This is a genomic window from Serratia sp. SM04 (assembly GCF_040280225.1).
In the GTDB taxonomy this organism is placed as follows: Bacteria; Pseudomonadota; Gammaproteobacteria; order Enterobacterales; family Enterobacteriaceae; genus Serratia; species Serratia sarumanii.
Window position 1 is genome coordinate 320,897 of record NZ_JBEOQT010000002.1, and the last position, 14,308, is coordinate 335,204.

The following is a 14,308-nucleotide window of genomic DNA, read 5'->3' on the forward strand; positions in this document are numbered from 1 at the left end:
TTTTCCTCGTGACAAATCGGCATACTTCCCCTTAGCCTGTATCGCAGGCTCTTTGGACTTTCGCTCACATGGAGAATAACAGTGATTCACAACAGCCTGTTCAACCCCCGCTTCGGCCGCGGACTCGCGCCGGCGCTGGTTTCAACCCTGACCGAGTTACGCCGATGCGACCTGCCCGAACTGGCGCTGGGCCATCACCCGATCGACGGCGACAACATCTTTATGGACGTGATGACGCTGACCACCGTGCCGGCGGCGGAAAAGCGCGCCGAAATGCATCAGGAGTACATCGCGCTGCATCTGCTGATCAGCGGCGAAGAACGCATCGAATACGGCCTGGCGGGCGACTGGCACCGCGAACATCCCCACGCGGAAAATAGCGACCTGCTGCTGCTGGACATCAAACGCCACCCGCAAACGCTGCACATGACGCACGGCATGTTCGCGATCTTTTTCCAGATGGAAGCGCACAAAACCGGCTGCCTGTGGCAGCGGCCGCAGCACATCAAGAAAGCGGTAGTGAGGATCCATCACCGCCTGCTGCTGTGAACCTGCGGCAGCGTCCGTAGAAAATCGGCGGCCTGGCGGGGAGAGCGCAAGCGCTTGAAACGGCGCCCTGCATCGGTACGGGCCATCTCCGCCAGGTATTTTCGCCGGTTCTTCGAGTAAGTGCGGATCGTCCACAGCACGATCGACTCGCGGCTGAAGAAAGAACGGCGGAAACTTTCCCGATTGCCGGTGCCCGGCCACAGCTCGCGTTTGCTGGCCGCGCGCCGGCACGCGCGGCGCATGGCCTGCCACAGCGTGCGGCAGAAGCCGTAGTCCAGCCACAGGATATAATCGACCTCGCGCCACTTGATCGCCTGCGTGCGGCTGTAGTTGCCGTCCAGCACCCAGCCTCCTCCCGCTTCGGCCAGCGTCTGCTCAAGCCGCGCCAGGAACGCGTCATCGGGCGTCCCCTGCCACTCGGGCCGCCAATAGAGCCTGTCCATCTCGATATAGGGAACGTCAAGCCGTTCCGCCAGTTGACGCGCCAGGGTGCTTTTACCGCTGCCGCTGGTGCCGACGACGTTAATTTTCATCATTCGCCAATAAAGACCGGGGTTAATTCCCTTACTTTATCCGCATCAATTACGGCTATCAATCTGAATAGGCTTGAAATTAACACCCCGATAACAAAGCAAATATTTAGCCGAACCCGCATGCCGGCAGAAAATAAAATAACAGGGGTAAATCTTCACTGACATAAATAATACATTAAATTGAAATAACAATAACTTTCATAAAGTTACACAAAAACAAAAAACAAATAAAAATAGTGCCATTCGGCCATTCCTATTTGTGCAATAGCCATTTTCGTGCGGCAAAAATAAATACCCCTGCTATAATTGATCCCGTAACGAAATAGGACAACGACTAATCAAGAGGATATCTGATATGAGTACCGCTAAACTGGTGAAAACGAAATCTTCTGATCTGCTGTATACCCGTAACGATCTGGACGAAAAAGTCAAACTGGCCGCCATCAAGGCGCTGAACCATCAGGTCGTGCAATTCATCGATCTTTCGTTGATCACCAAGCAGGCGCACTGGAATATGCGCGGCGCAAACTTCATCGCGGTCCATGAAATGCTGGACGGCTTCCGCACCGCCATCATCGAGCATCAGGACACCTTCGCCGAACGCGTGGTGCAACTGGGCGGCGTGGCGCTGGGCACCGTACAGGTGGTTAACGATCGCACGCCGCTGAAAAGCTATCCGACCAATATCCACAGCGTGCAAGAGCACCTGAAAGCGCTGGCCGATCGCTACGGCGCGGTCGCGAATGACATCCGTAAAGCCATTACCGAAGTGGAAGACGAAGATACCGCCGACATGTTCACCGCCGCCTCGCGCGATCTGGACAAGTTCCTGTGGTTCATCGAATCCAACATCGAATAACGCTAAAAAGTTGCAGAGCGCCCGTCGTTCCGGGCAGAACAGGCTGGGCTTCGCCCGGCCTGTTTTCTTTTGCGCGGCCGTTGCATTGTACAAAAAACGGCCCATATTAAACGGTAAGGTTCCTTTGTCAGGAGGTAATGATGGCCAGCGGCTGGGCGGCGGACGGCGCCGTACAAGATCAGATTGATTCCACCGTCGACGATGCGGTGCAGCGCGCGCGTGAAGCGCTCGGGCACGGCGAGAGCGAGCGTTATTGCCAGGAATGTGGAGAGCCGATCCCCGAGGCGCGCCGCAAGGCGTTAACCGGCGTGCGTTTTTGCCTCACCTGCCAGACCGAACAAGACAAAAAACACGCGGCCGCCAGCCTGTATAACCGGCGCGGCAGCAAAGACAGCCAGTTGCGCTAGCATTATCTGCCCCCCCCCCTTTTCGCCGCACGCGGCTCCGCTTGCACCGTCAGTGCATCATGAAAGTTAGAGTTAGTTATCAATATTGAAGCAAAAACGTTAAAGAACGGTTGTTTCACAGCCAAAGTTTGGTTAATGATAGCCCCATGCACCAAGATAATTCTTACGCACCATTTTGGTGCCTCACGTTGGTGCATAACCATAACAATTCGCCTTTGCGGCACAACATCACGCAATAACTCTTTGTTTTTATAGTAGTTGAAAACATGGCACGATTTTTTCATGGCACCAACTGCAATATAAAAAATGGGTAATCCGCAACCTGTACAGGAATTCCTCTCATGAAGTCGATTTTTAAAGTCTCCCTGGCCGCACTCTCTCTGGCCTTTGCCGTAAGTTCCCACGCAGCAGACAAACTGGTGGTCGCCACCGACACCGCTTTCGTTCCTTTTGAGTTCAAACAAGGCGACAAATACGTCGGCTTCGACATCGACCTGTGGGCCGCCGTCGCCAAAGAGCTGAAGCTGGACTACACCCTGAAGCCAATGGACTTCGGCGGCATCATTCCGGCGCTGCAGACCAAAAACGTCGATCTGGCGCTGGCCGGCATCACCATCACCGATGAGCGCAAGAAAGCCATCGACTTCTCCGACGGCTACTACAAGAGCGGCCTGCTGGTGATGGTCAACGCCGACAACAACAGCGTGAAAAGCATCGACGATCTGAACGGCAAAGTGGTGGCGGTGAAGAGCGGCACCGGCTCGGTGGATTACGCCAAGCAGCACATCAAAACCAAGGATCTGCGTCAGTTCCCTAACATCGACAACGCCTACATGGAGCTGGGCACCAAGCGCGCCGATGCGGTGCTGCACGACACGCCAAACATCCTGTACTTCATCAAGACGGCCGGCGCCGGCAAGTTCAAAACCGTGGGCGATTCGCTGGAAGCACAGCAGTATGGCATCGCCTTCCCTAAAGGCAGCGACGAGCTGCGCGAGAAGGTGAACGGCGCGCTGAAGACCCTGCGTGAGAACGGCACCTATAACGAGATCTACAAGAAGTGGTTCGGCACCGAACCTAAGTAAGCTGTGAATTTGGCAAGCTATTAACTTAAGCACAGGGGGCGCTTACCCCCCTGCGCTTCGTTGTATCTGATACCCACGTTCGGGATCACCGGGAGAAATATCATGCAGTTCGACTGGAGCGCCATCTGGCCCGCCATTCCTATCTTGTTAGAGGGCGCCAAAATGACCCTGTGGATTTCGGTCCTCGGTCTGATTGGCGGCCTGATCATCGGCCTCGTCGCCGGCTTTGCCCGCACCTACGGCGGTTGGATCGCCAACCACATCGCGTTGGTGTTTATCGAAGTGATCCGCGGCACGCCGATCGTGGTGCAGGTGATGTTCATCTACTTCGCCCTGCCGATGGCGTTCACCGATTTGCGCATCGATCCGTTCACCGCGGCGGTGGTGACCATCATGATCAACTCCGGCGCCTACATTGCGGAAATCACCCGCGGCGCGGTGCTGTCGATTCATAACGGTTTCCGCGAGGCCGGCCTGGCGCTCGGCCTGTCGCGCCGCGAAACCATCCGCTACGTCATTATGCCGCTGGCGCTGCGCCGCATGCTGCCGCCGCTGGGCAACCAGTGGATCATCAGCATCAAAGACACCTCGCTGTTCATCGTGATCGGCGTGGCGGAGCTGACCCGTCAGGGTCAGGAAATTATTGCCGGTAACTTTCGCGCGCTGGAAATCTGGAGCGCCGTGGCGGTTATCTATCTGATTATTACCCTGGTGCTGAGCTTCGTGCTGCGTCGTCTGGAAAGAAGGATGAAAATCCTGTGATTGAATTTAAAAACGTCTCCAAGCATTTTGGCCAAACCCAGGTGCTGCATAACATCGATTTGAAGATCGACAAAGGCGAAGTGGTGGTGATCATCGGGCCGTCCGGCTCCGGCAAATCCACCCTGCTGCGCTGCATCAACAAGCTGGAAGAGGTCACCAGCGGCGATCTGATCGTCGACGGCCTGAAAGCCAACGATCCGAAAGTGGACGATCGGTTGATCCGCCAGGAAGCCGGCATGGTGTTCCAGCAGTTCTACCTGTTCCCGCACCTGACGGCGCTGGAAAACGTCGCCTTCGGCCCGATCCGCGTGCGCGGCGCGAAGAAGTCCGATGCGGAAAAGCTGGCGCGCGAGCTGCTGGCCAAGGTCGGTCTGGCGGAGCGTGCCCACCACTATCCGTCCGAACTGTCGGGCGGGCAGCAGCAGCGCGTGGCGATTGCGCGCGCGCTGGCGGTGAAGCCGAAAATGATGCTGTTCGACGAGCCGACCTCCGCGCTCGATCCGGAATTGCGCCACGAAGTGCTGAAGGTGATGCAGGATCTGGCCGAGGAAGGCATGACGATGGTCATCGTCACCCACGAAGTCGGCTTTGCCGAAAAAGTGGCGTCGCGCCTGATCTTTATCGATAAGGGCCGGATTGCCGAAGACGGCAACCCGCACGACCTGATCAACCATCCGCCCAGCCCGCGTCTGCAGGAGTTCCTGCAGCACGTATCCTGATCCTGGCGGTTTCACGGCGGGCGCGCCACGCGCCCGCCGCTTTCATTCCGCACGCGTTCCCACGCCACATCGCGCCACCTTTCCTACTATATTCATTGTTTTTCATCGTATTGCTCTGACATCCGCCGATCACAGAACGCTAAAGAGAGGAACAATGCCGCCAAACGCAGACTCCCGACGAGGTTCTCATCTGCGAGAACACCTGCTTTTCCTGCTGCTGTTGCTGACCCTGAACGTCTTCGCGCCACCGGCGCTGGCGCAAAACGCGCCGCCCGCGCCCGCCGACAAGAGCGAGCAGCAGAAGGCCGCCTACGCCGCGCTGGCCGATCTGCTGCAAGACGACAAAGCGCGCGCGGCACTCATCAACCACCTGAAACAGGCCGCCGGCGACGCCCCCGCCGCCGCCCCAACAACGCCGGAGGAATCAACGCCGGCCACGCTGAGCGACAGCCTGAACTCGCTGGCGCAGGAGGGCATCGGCACCTTTAACCAGAAGCTCGGCGCGCTGCAAAAGCTGATCGACTCCGGTCCGAAGCGCGTTTTCAATCCCGCCGGCTTTTTCCGCGCGCTGGGTTACTTTCTGCTGACGGTGGCGGTCACCTTTGCGCTGTTCCACCTGATCCGGCGGCTGATCGCGCCGCTGTACAAACGCATGGGCAGCTGGGGGCACAACGCGCGGCTACAGCGCGGCCCGTGGTATAAGCGCCCCGCCGCCATTCTCGGCGCTTTCGCCGTCGATCTGCTGGTGCTGCTGCTGGCGCTGGCGGCGGGCAACCTGTTCGCCCGCCACGTCCACGCCGACAGCGCCACCATTCTGCGGCTGCAGACCCTGTTTCTCAGCGCCTTCGCGGTGATTGAATTTTTCAAAGCGGTGCTGCGGCTGATTTTCGCCCCCAATTTCGACTACCTGCGCCCCTTCCCCTTCAGCGACCAGAGCGCGCGCTACTGGAACACGCGCCTCGCCTGGCTCAGCGGCCTGATCGGCTACGGCCTGATGGTGGTGGTGCCGGTGGTGGCGGTGCAGATCAGCTACCCGGCCGCCGCCGCCGTCAATCTGGTGGTGATGCTGGCGCTGACGCTGTACGCCATCTGGCTGATCCTGCACAACCGCAAGCCGATACAGCAACAGATCAACCTGCTGGCCGAACGGTCGATGGCGTTTTTCAGCGCGATCCTGCGCGGCCTGGGGCATATCTGGCATCTGCTGGCGATCGCCTATTTTCTGGTGTTGTTCGTGCTGTCCCAGTTCGACATCGGCAACAGCCTGCGCTTTATGATGAGCGCCACGGTGAAAAGCCTGCTGGTGGTCGGCGTCGGCGCTCTGCTGTCCGGCATGCTGACCCGCTGGATTTTCCGCCGCATTTCGCTGCCGACCGACGTTAATCTGCGCTATCCGATGCTCGAGCGGCGCATCAACTCCTACATCCCCAACGGGCTGAAGATACTGCGGGTGATGGTGGTGCTGGCGGTGACGCTGTTCCTGCTCGATGCCTGGCACCTGATCAACCTGTACCAGTGGGCGGGCAGCGAAAATGGCCAGCGAACGCTCGGCGGGCTGGTGCATATCCTGCTGATCCTGCTGATCGCCGTCTTCAGCTGGACGCTGATGGCCAGCATCATCGAGCACCGCCTGGCGCTGGAACTGAGCAACGGCGTGCGGCCGAGCGCACGCGAACGCACGCTGCTGACGCTGTTTCGCAACGTGCTGGCCATCGTTATCAGCACCATTACCGTGATGATCGTGCTGTCGCAGGTGGGGCTGAACATCGCGCCGCTGCTGGCGGGCGCCGGCGCGCTGGGGCTGGCCATCAGCTTCGGCGCCCAGACGCTGGTGAAAGACGTGATCACCGGCGTGTTCATCCAGTTCGAAAACGGCATGAACACCGGCGAATATGTCACCGTCAGCGGCATCACCGGCACCGTGGAGCGCATGACCATCCGCTCGATCGGCCTGCGCGACGACTACGGCGTCTACCACATCGTGCCGTACTCCTCGATCACCACGCTGGCCAACTATGCGCGCGAATTCGGGGTATACCGCGCCAACTACACCGTCAGCCGCGACGAGGACATCGATCGGGTCAATGAGGTGCTGCATCAGGCCGTCGCGGCGCTGAAGCAGGATGAACAGGTGAAGCATTTCCTGATTGGCGAGCCGGTCTTCAACGGCGTGGTGGCGCTGGGCGACCGCTCGTTCACCACCCGCGTAACGGTGCGCACGCAGGCGCTGAAACAGTGGGTGGTGCAATACGCCCTCGATCGGCTGGTGAAAATCCATTTCGATCGGGCCGGCATCGGCATGCCGCAGCAGGCGATGCAGATCTCCCGCGCGCCGCAGCTGCACGAAGAACAGGCGCCGCCCTCGGTCCCCGGCGGTTAGCGCCCGCAGGGCTGAGCGGCCAGAAAGGCCGCCACGTCCTGTCGGTAGGCGTCGTATTGCACCGAGCGCGGCGCAAACAGGCCAACCACGTTGATCAGCCATGGATGGCGGGCGAACAGCGGTTTGATCATCACATGATCGGCCTCGTCGATGCGCGTCACCGTCAGCAGCGAGGCCGGGATCGTTTGCCGATACACGCGCTCGGTTTCGTCCGCGTCCACGTTGACGTCGCGCCCGCCCAGGATCAGGTGCACCGGCGTGGTGAAATGCCGCAATTCCGCCGTCGCGTCGCTGGCCATGTTAGCGCGGATAAAGCGCCAGCGGTCGGCGCTCAATGCAGCGGCGGCGCCATACTCGCGGCGGTACTGCGCGTAGCCGTCCGGCTGTTCGAGCAGCGTCTGAATGTGGCGCCAATGCGCCTCGCGCGCCTGGATCAGCGCTTCATCATCCCCTGCCGGCGCTAGCGCCAGCGTGAAGGCGATGTCGGGGCGCAAACGCGCCACCGCCGGCATCACCCACCCCGCCTGGCTGGTGCCCCACAGCCCCACGCAGCGCGCATCGAAGCGCCCGTCCCGCCGGGCCCAGTCGATGATATCGGCGGTTTCCCGCGCGCGATCCGCCATGGTCTGATGCAGCCAGTTGCCGCCGGAGCCGCCAACGCCCGGCTTATCGAAGGATAAAACCGCGTAGCCCTGCTGCGCCATCGCCTCCCAAATGCCGTAATAGCCTTCGTCGCGGCTGGCGTTAGCCGGCCCATCACCGTGTACGAACACCACGACGCCGGGCTTGACCGGCGCATGCTGCGGCAACACCAGCGTGCCGGTCAGCCGGTTGCCGCCGGCGGTCACCGTGACCGGTTCAGTGACAAAACGAAAGTCGTTGACGTAAATGACCCAGCCGAGCGCCAGCAGGAGCAGCGCCACGCTGCACAATCCTATTTTGCGCACGTCGCCTCCCCGCAGCGTCTCTCCATCAACACCCAGTCGGCCTGGCCGAACAGCCATCCCAACGCAGCGTAATGCTCTTCTCGCCGCACCTGAAAACCGCAGCGCCGATACAGGCGCAGCGCATCCACGTTGCGCCGGCTGACGTGCAGGCTCAGGCGTCGGCCCGCGCCTTGCCCGGCAGCGTAGTCGTTCATCCACTGCAGCAGCCGCTTGCCCACCCCTTTGCCACGCTGACTCTCGGCCACCGCCAGGTAAGAGAGATACAGTTCATCGGCCGCCGGGGTGTGCCGCAACACCGCCATTTGCAGATACATGCGCCAAACGTTCAGCCAGCCATAGCGGCGGCACAGCCGCCAAATCGGCAAGGTGCGCGGACACCGCCCGGCGCTGTTCTCGCCAGCGGCCGCATTGAGGGCAAAGGCCGCCACCACCTGTTCATCCTGCTTCACCACAAAGCTGCGCTCCCGGCTACCGCCTTGCTTCCAACTCCATAGCCGATAGAACAAACGCCACTGAAGGCGGGCGCTCAGACGGCGCGCGCGCTGAAACTTGTCGCAGAACGCGGCGTAGATCAGCGCCGCCGTTTGCAGGCGGTCAGCATCGCGGTACGGCTCAATGTGCAGCATATCCACCTCGACTAGGGATGCCGGTAGAGCAGCTGTTCCAACAGCCGCACCGGCGTGGTCTCCTCCGGCGCAGGCGACGTAAAGATCGCCTGCCGCCAGGCCTGACTTTCGATCGCGTCCAGCACCAGCTGCGCGAGCGGCAACGGCGCTATCGCCGGTGCGATCTCACCGGTTTGCTGAGCCTCGGCGATAACCGTCGCCAGCGCCTCAATCAGCTGCCGCTGGTTGGCGCTGAACGGCTCGGCCAACGCCGGGTTGCGCGCCACCTCCGCCACGATCTCAGCCGACAGCTGCACATTGGCCGGCTCGGCGACAAAGGCGTGATAGGCGGTGAAAAAGGCCGACAGCGCCTGCTTCGGCCGCGTTCTGTCGGCCCGCAGCCCGGCGGCAAACTCGGCGAATACGCCGTTTTCCAGCAGCGCGATCTCGCCGATCAACGCTTCCTTGCCGGTAAAGTGGTTATAGAGGTTGCCGACGCTGACGCCCGCCGCCTGCGCGATATCCCGCATGCTGGTCTGGTGAAATCCCCTATGGGTAAAGCTGTGCAGCGCGGCCTCGACAATCTTTTCTCGGTTTCCCATCGGCAGCTCCCGAAACGGTGAAGGGGGCGCCTGGCGCCATCGAGTGAATATGAACGAACGTTCGTTCATATTTAAGGATAGCATAGGCCGGAAAAATTGAACCACGGCTCAACGGCGTGCGAATCGGCGGGAAGATAAAAACGCCGCCCCCGTTTTCGGCGGGCGGCGCGATGAAAAGTCAGTGCAGCGCGTCGCCCTGCTTCACCGACGTGAACGCCTGCATCAGCTTCACGACGTCGTGCATGCCGATGTTGACCTGGTTGATCACTTCCCCGGCGTCATGGGTCAGCGCCACGCCGCCGCCGGCCTGCTCTACGCAGGTTGCCATGCCGGCAATCGCCGCCGCCACGCCTTGCTGGATGGACTTGGTCATGCGTTCGATCTCGGTCGCCGCCTTGCGCGACTGTTCCGCCAGCGTGCGCACTTCGTTGGCCACCACCGCAAAACCGCGCCCGTGCTCGCCGGCGTGGGCGGCTTCGATCGAGGCGTTAATCGCCAGCAGGTTGGTTTGGGAAGCGATTTTACGAATGGCTTCGACGATGGTGCCGATCTGCTGAGAACACTTGCCCAGCTCGGTGACCACGTCCGAGGTTTCGCGCGCCGCCGCTTCGACCTGCTGCATGCCTTTCACCGCCTGCTGCACAATGATCGCGCCCTGCGCCGCCTGCCGATCGGTATCGAGCGACAGATGATGCGCGTTGCGCACCATCTCTTCTTCATGCTGCTGCTGTTGCATCAGCCGGGTGATGTCCTGGGCAATCTTCACCACCTTCACCACCTGGCCTTCGTTGTCGAGGATCGGGTTGTAACTGGCCTCCAGCCATACCCGTTCGCCGCGCCGGTTGAGGCGCTCAAAACGCCCGGTGATGAACTCGCCGCGCGCCAGGCGCTGCCAATGCCGCCGATAATCGTCGGAATTGGCGAACTCCGGCGGGCACAGCACCGCATGCGACTGCCCGCACGCCTCTTCCAGCCGATAGCCCATCAGCGCCAGCATATTGTCGTTAGCGCTGACGATGGTGCCCTGCGGCGTGAAAGCGATCATCGCCATCGATCGATTCAGCGCCGCCAGCAGGCTGCGATGCTCCTGCGCCTGGGTCACTCGCTCGGTCACTTCGCTGGCGATCTTGACGATCTCCACCACCTTACCCTGTTTATTCAGCACCGGCGCATAGGTGCCCTGCAGCCACACCGCCTCGCCGTTTTTCGCGATGCGCTTTATGGTGTCCGTGATGGGTTGGCCCTTATTCAGCGTCTCCCAATGTTTGCGGTATAGCGGGCTGGCGACATAGTTCGGATCGCAGAAAATACGGTGATGCTGGCCTATCACGTCATCGCGTTGAAATCCCAGCGTGTTGAGGAAAAGATCGTTGGCGCGCAATACCGTGCCGTCGGGCGAGAATACGATCATCGGAACGGCGTGTTCTATCGCGCTCAGTTCGGCGCCTTTGTGGGTAGTTAACTGACTGAATCGTAACAGCATAAGGTGTAGTCCTTGTGGCAGATGATGGCGCTTTTCTTATTTTTGCCTGGCCACATGCCGCGCCCACACGCAGACGTGCCATCGCGGAAGGAACGGGCAGCGCCGTTCCTTCTGGTTATTGCTATTAACCGGATTAAATTTATTTATTCAGTAAAGTAATTATTCGAATTTAAATAAACCAACAACCTAAGATTTTTATTATTAATTCCGTATTGAGAATAACGTAAGTGATGAAAATTGAAAGGTAAAATGCGGATTTTTGTCGGCGCCGGCAGGATAACCGGCGCCGGAAGGATTAGCGCCAGCGTTCGGCTGCCCAGGCGGCCTGTTGCTCGGCGTCGTGGAAGGTCCAGGCGACAAAGCGGCTGATCTTCTGCCCTTGCGCCATCTCGATGGTGCGCACCTCGGCCGCGCCCGCCACCTTCAGCGCATGGTAAATGGCCGGCAGCGTGGTGTTTTTCGAGATAAGCGAAGTGAACCACAGGCAGTTGTTGGCCTTGCCGACGCTCTCTTCCACCATCTTGCGCACGAAGGCCTCTTCGCCGCCTTCGCACCACAGCTCGTTATTCTTGCCGCCGAAGTTTTGCACCGGCTTGTCGGCCACTTCCCCTTTGCCCAATTTATGCAGCTTGCGGCGGGTGCTGGCGCGCGCTTCCTGCTCGGACGCGTGGAACGGCGGGTTGCACAGGGTGGCGTCAAATTTCTCGGCCGCGCCGATGATGCCGCTAAAAATCAGCTCAGGCTGTTTTTGCAACCGCAGACGCACGCTGTTGCGCAGCGTCGGGTTCATCTCGACGATCATTTTGGCCGCGTTGAGCGACACCGAATCGATTTCAGACCCGGTGAAACGCCAGCCGTATTCGCGCAGGCCGACGATCGGGTAAATGCAGTTGGCGCCGACGCCGACGTCGAGGATCGCCACGCCCTTGCCGCGCGGGATCTCGCCGCCGTTGCTGGTCGCCAGCAGATCCGCCAGGTGGTGCAGATAATCGGCGCGGCCGGGGATCGGAGGGCACAGGTAGTCCGCCGGAATATCCCAGTGTTCGATGCCGTAAAAGTGCTGCAGCAACGCACGGTTGAGCATTTTCACCGCCGCCGGATCGGCGAAGTCCACCGACACATCGCCCCAGGCGTTCGGTTTTACGAACGGCGCCAACGCCGGGCAGCTGGCGATCAGCGCCGGGAAGTCATAGCGTGAACGATGACGGTTGCGCGGATGCAGGCCGCTTTTCTGCTGCGGGAAGGTTTTCTTTTTTTCCACCGTGACGGGCTCTCTTGAAGGTATTTCCGGCGCGTAAGATAACACATCCCGCCCGCAATGGCGCAGCGGCGGGAAACCCGGCACAATGAAAACCTCATCGATTGCCACAGGATCCCCCATGAGCCGTGAATCTCGTTATTATTATGAACCCGCCGCCGGCCACGGCCTGCCGCACGATCCGCTGAACGCCATCGTCGGCCCGCGCCCCATCGGCTGGATCTCTTCCCGCAGCGCCGCCGGCTTGCGCAATCTGGCGCCCTACAGCTTTTTCAACTGCTTCAACTACCGTCCGCCGATCGTCGGTTTCGCCAGCACCGGCTGGAAAGACAGCGTGGCGAATATCGTGGAAACCGGCGAATTCGTCTGGAACCTGGCGACACGCCCGCTGGCGGAAGCGATGAACAACAGTTCCATCCCCCTGCCGCGCGGCGAGGATGAATTCGCCTTCGCCGGCGTCACGCCGCTGCCCGGGCGCCGGGTCAAAGCCGAGCGCGTGGCCGAAAGCCCGGTGAACTTCGAATGCCGCCTGACCCAGTGCATTCAGCTGCAAACCGCCGCCGGCGAACAGGTGGAAACCTGGCTGGTATTGGGCGAAGTGGTGGCGGTGCACCTCGATCCGGCGCTGCTGGATGAACACGGCGTCTACCAGACCGCCGCTGCCGAACCTATCCTGCGCGCCGGCGGCTCGACCGCCTACTATGGCATTTCCGAACAGCACCGTTTCGATTTGGCGCGCCCGACGCGCTGATCGTCTCCCCCGTTTAGGCAGAAGATAAACGGGGGGATTAATAATCAAAAAATCTGAATGAAACCGTCAACACTCTCCGATTTCATCCCGCCTGTCACTGCGCAATAATCTTCCCATCGAAAGGCAAACCCCTTTCTCCCTAATTCACTTTGACAGGAATGACGAACATGAAAACCATCAAAACTTTTGCTGCCGCTATCGCCCTGGCCACCGTTTCTTTCACCACTTTTGCCACTGAACACGTCAGCGCCCAGGATGCCGCCCAATTCGAAAAAGCCGGCGTGATCGTCGCCAGCGGCGCAACCGACCTGAGCAGCCTGAAGTCTCAACTGGCCGCCAAAGCCGATGCGGCAGGCGCCAAGGCCTTCACCATCACTTCCACCAGCGGTAACAACCTGATGCACGCCACCGCGGTTATCTACAAATAATCACCGCCCCAGACGCCAAAAAGCCCGCCGGCTATCACCCCGGCGGGCTTTTTTTATCTTCGCTTGCGTCAGCGCTGCATGGGCACGACAGCCGGTTTTTTGCCACCCGCTTTATCAGCAACCCACGCGTAAGCGAACCGGACAATGCTGCCTGAAACGGGTTTAAACCCCGTATTTAATGGGGCTTACAGGGGGTATGTACACACATTTTTTTACCGTGCCATTGCTGGACTAACGGAAGAGGATGATTATCATATTACGCAGACTACAGATGCAGAGAGCGTTGTATGCAACATATCATTGAAGGTTTCCTCAGTTTCCAGAAAGAGATTTTCCCGCAGCGTAAGGAACTCTTTCGCAGCCTGGCCTCCAGCCAAAATCCCAAAGCGCTGTTTATCTCCTGTTCTGACAGCCGCCTGGTGCCGGAGCTGGTGACGCAGCAAGAGCCTGGGCAACTGTTCGTTATTCGCAACGCCGGTAACATCGTTCCTTCCTTTGGCCCGGAGCCGGGTGGGGTTTCTGCGACTATCGAATACGCGGTAGTGGCGCTGGGCGTCACTGATATCGTGATTTGTGGCCACTCGAACTGTGGCGCCATGAAGGCTATCGCGTCCTGTCAGTGCCTCGATCCCATGCCTGCGGTAGCCCACTGGCTGCACTACGCGGATGCGGCCAAAGCGGTGGTCGAGAAGAAAACCTGGAATAGCGAAACAGACAAAGTTAACGCTATGGTGGAAGAGAACGTTATCGCCCAGCTAAATAATATCAAAACCCACCCTTCTGTGGCGGTGGGTCTGCGCAACAGCGGGCTGCGCCTGCACGGCTGGGTGTACGACATCGAAAGCGGCGAAATTCGTACGCTGGATAGAAACACCAAGAGCTTCGTTTCCCTGGCCGATAATCCCGACGTCTATTTCGAATAAAATAACGCCCAGATTTT

General features: G+C 59.8%; 16 protein-coding genes. 10 read left to right on the plus strand and 6 right to left on the minus strand.

Features of this window, described 5'->3' with window-relative positions:
- Window positions 1–81: 81 nt before the first annotated feature.
- Window positions 82–549, plus strand: a complete 468-nt coding sequence (locus ABTW55_RS04465) for a YhcH/YjgK/YiaL family protein (protein ID WP_033646871.1) — start codon at window positions 82–84, stop codon at window positions 547–549.
- Here the strand turns inward: ABTW55_RS04465 and ABTW55_RS04470 are convergent.
- Entirely contained in the window at window positions 531–1,082 is a 552-nt protein-coding gene (locus ABTW55_RS04470; protein ID WP_060422237.1) for an AAA family ATPase, read from the minus strand. The two genes, ABTW55_RS04465 and ABTW55_RS04470, sit on opposite strands and share 19 nt — an antisense overlap.
- 355 nt (window positions 1,083–1,437) lie before the next feature.
- Between ABTW55_RS04470 and dps the strand changes: the two genes are divergently transcribed.
- The 6 genes from dps to ybiO all read left to right on the plus strand — a co-directional run bounded on the left by dps (window position 1,438) and on the right by ybiO (window position 7,294).
- Entirely contained in the window at window positions 1,438–1,941 is a 504-nt protein-coding gene (dps, locus tag ABTW55_RS04475) for a DNA starvation/stationary phase protection protein Dps (RefSeq protein ID WP_004939215.1), read from the plus strand.
- 140 nt (window positions 1,942–2,081) lie between these two features.
- The gene (locus ABTW55_RS04480) at window positions 2,082–2,348 is read left to right on the plus strand and encodes a DksA/TraR family C4-type zinc finger protein (RefSeq protein ID WP_049196278.1); all 267 of its coding nucleotides are present in this window, start codon (window positions 2,082–2,084) and stop codon (window positions 2,346–2,348) included.
- Between the two features lie 341 nt (window positions 2,349–2,689).
- Window positions 2,690–3,433, plus strand: a complete 744-nt coding sequence (gene glnH / locus ABTW55_RS04485; protein WP_004939223.1) for a glutamine ABC transporter substrate-binding protein GlnH — start codon at window positions 2,690–2,692, stop codon at window positions 3,431–3,433.
- 102 nt (window positions 3,434–3,535) lie between these two features.
- Entirely contained in the window at window positions 3,536–4,195 is a 660-nt protein-coding gene (gene glnP, locus ABTW55_RS04490; RefSeq protein ID WP_004939229.1) for a glutamine ABC transporter permease GlnP, read from the plus strand.
- Window positions 4,192–4,914, plus strand: a complete 723-nt coding sequence (glnQ, locus tag ABTW55_RS04495; protein WP_004939230.1) for a glutamine ABC transporter ATP-binding protein GlnQ — start codon at window positions 4,192–4,194, stop codon at window positions 4,912–4,914. Before glnP ends, glnQ begins: the two co-directional genes overlap by 4 nt.
- A 154-nt stretch (window positions 4,915–5,068) precedes the next feature.
- On the plus strand, window positions 5,069–7,294 hold the full coding sequence (gene ybiO / locus ABTW55_RS04500; RefSeq protein ID WP_060425330.1) for a mechanosensitive channel protein: 2,226 nt from the start codon (window positions 5,069–5,071) through the stop codon (window positions 7,292–7,294).
- Here ybiO and ABTW55_RS04505 read toward each other — a convergent pair.
- The 5 genes from ABTW55_RS04505 to rlmF form a co-directional block, all read right to left on the minus strand.
- On the minus strand, window positions 7,291–8,241 hold the full coding sequence (locus tag ABTW55_RS04505; protein WP_060419956.1) for a S9 family peptidase: 951 nt from the start codon (window positions 8,239–8,241) through the stop codon (window positions 7,291–7,293). The genes ybiO and ABTW55_RS04505 overlap by 4 nt on opposite strands.
- On the minus strand, window positions 8,229–8,867 hold the full coding sequence (locus ABTW55_RS04510) for an N-acetyltransferase (protein WP_033653402.1): 639 nt from the start codon (window positions 8,865–8,867) through the stop codon (window positions 8,229–8,231). The genes ABTW55_RS04505 and ABTW55_RS04510 overlap by 13 nt, the downstream gene beginning before the upstream one ends.
- Window positions 8,868–8,878: 11 nt before the next feature.
- On the minus strand, window positions 8,879–9,448 hold the full coding sequence (locus ABTW55_RS04515; RefSeq protein ID WP_033653404.1) for a TetR/AcrR family transcriptional regulator: 570 nt from the start codon (window positions 9,446–9,448) through the stop codon (window positions 8,879–8,881).
- Window positions 9,449–9,626: 178 nt separating this feature from the next.
- Window positions 9,627–10,931, minus strand: a complete 1,305-nt coding sequence (locus tag ABTW55_RS04520; RefSeq protein ID WP_033646874.1) for a PAS domain-containing methyl-accepting chemotaxis protein — start codon at window positions 10,929–10,931, stop codon at window positions 9,627–9,629.
- A gap of 295 nt (window positions 10,932–11,226) precedes the next feature.
- Complete coding sequence (gene rlmF / locus ABTW55_RS04525; protein WP_165791075.1) at window positions 11,227–12,192, minus strand: 23S rRNA (adenine(1618)-N(6))-methyltransferase RlmF; 966 nt, start codon at window positions 12,190–12,192, stop codon at window positions 11,227–11,229.
- 118 nt (window positions 12,193–12,310) lie between these two features.
- Here rlmF and ABTW55_RS04530 point away from each other — a divergent pair, with 118 nt between their 5' ends.
- The 3 genes from ABTW55_RS04530 (at window position 12,311) to ABTW55_RS04540 (ending at window position 14,291) form a co-directional block, all read left to right on the plus strand.
- Complete coding sequence (locus tag ABTW55_RS04530; protein WP_060419959.1) at window positions 12,311–12,940, plus strand: flavin reductase family protein; 630 nt, start codon at window positions 12,311–12,313, stop codon at window positions 12,938–12,940.
- Between the two features lie 167 nt (window positions 12,941–13,107).
- Entirely contained in the window at window positions 13,108–13,368 is a 261-nt protein-coding gene (locus ABTW55_RS04535; protein WP_060419964.1) for a YdgH/BhsA/McbA-like domain containing protein, read from the plus strand.
- Between the two features lie 287 nt (window positions 13,369–13,655).
- A complete protein-coding gene (locus tag ABTW55_RS04540) occupies window positions 13,656–14,291 on the plus strand; it encodes a carbonic anhydrase (protein WP_004939270.1) in 636 nt (211 codons plus the stop codon).
- Window positions 14,292–14,308 lie beyond the last annotated feature (17 nt).

What these genes read in the sequence shown, in the direction of transcription:
- ABTW55_RS04470 (WP_060422237.1), bottom strand. Translation starts at nt 1,082, where the DNA reads ATGAAAATTAACGTCGTCGGCACCAGCGGCAGCGGTAAAAGCACCCTG.
- dps (WP_004939215.1), top strand. Translation starts at nt 1,438, where the DNA reads ATGAGTACCGCTAAACTGGTGAAAACGAAATCTTCTGATCTGCTGTAT.
- ABTW55_RS04480 (WP_049196278.1), top strand. Translation starts at nt 2,082, where the DNA reads ATGGCCAGCGGCTGGGCGGCGGACGGCGCCGTACAAGATCAGATTGAT.
- glnH (WP_004939223.1), top strand. Translation starts at nt 2,690, where the DNA reads ATGAAGTCGATTTTTAAAGTCTCCCTGGCCGCACTCTCTCTGGCCTTT.
- glnP (WP_004939229.1), top strand. Translation starts at nt 3,536, where the DNA reads ATGCAGTTCGACTGGAGCGCCATCTGGCCCGCCATTCCTATCTTGTTA.
- ybiO (WP_060425330.1), top strand. Translation starts at nt 5,069, where the DNA reads ATGCCGCCAAACGCAGACTCCCGACGAGGTTCTCATCTGCGAGAACAC.
- ABTW55_RS04510 (WP_033653402.1), bottom strand. Translation starts at nt 8,867, where the DNA reads ATGCTGCACATTGAGCCGTACCGCGATGCTGACCGCCTGCAAACGGCG.
- ABTW55_RS04515 (WP_033653404.1), bottom strand. Translation starts at nt 9,448, where the DNA reads ATGGGAAACCGAGAAAAGATTGTCGAGGCCGCGCTGCACAGCTTTACC.
- ABTW55_RS04520 (WP_033646874.1), bottom strand. Translation starts at nt 10,931, where the DNA reads ATGCTGTTACGATTCAGTCAGTTAACTACCCACAAAGGCGCCGAACTG.
- ABTW55_RS04530 (WP_060419959.1), top strand. Translation starts at nt 12,311, where the DNA reads ATGAGCCGTGAATCTCGTTATTATTATGAACCCGCCGCCGGCCACGGC.
- ABTW55_RS04535 (WP_060419964.1), top strand. Translation starts at nt 13,108, where the DNA reads ATGAAAACCATCAAAACTTTTGCTGCCGCTATCGCCCTGGCCACCGTT.
- ABTW55_RS04540 (WP_004939270.1), top strand. Translation starts at nt 13,656, where the DNA reads ATGCAACATATCATTGAAGGTTTCCTCAGTTTCCAGAAAGAGATTTTC.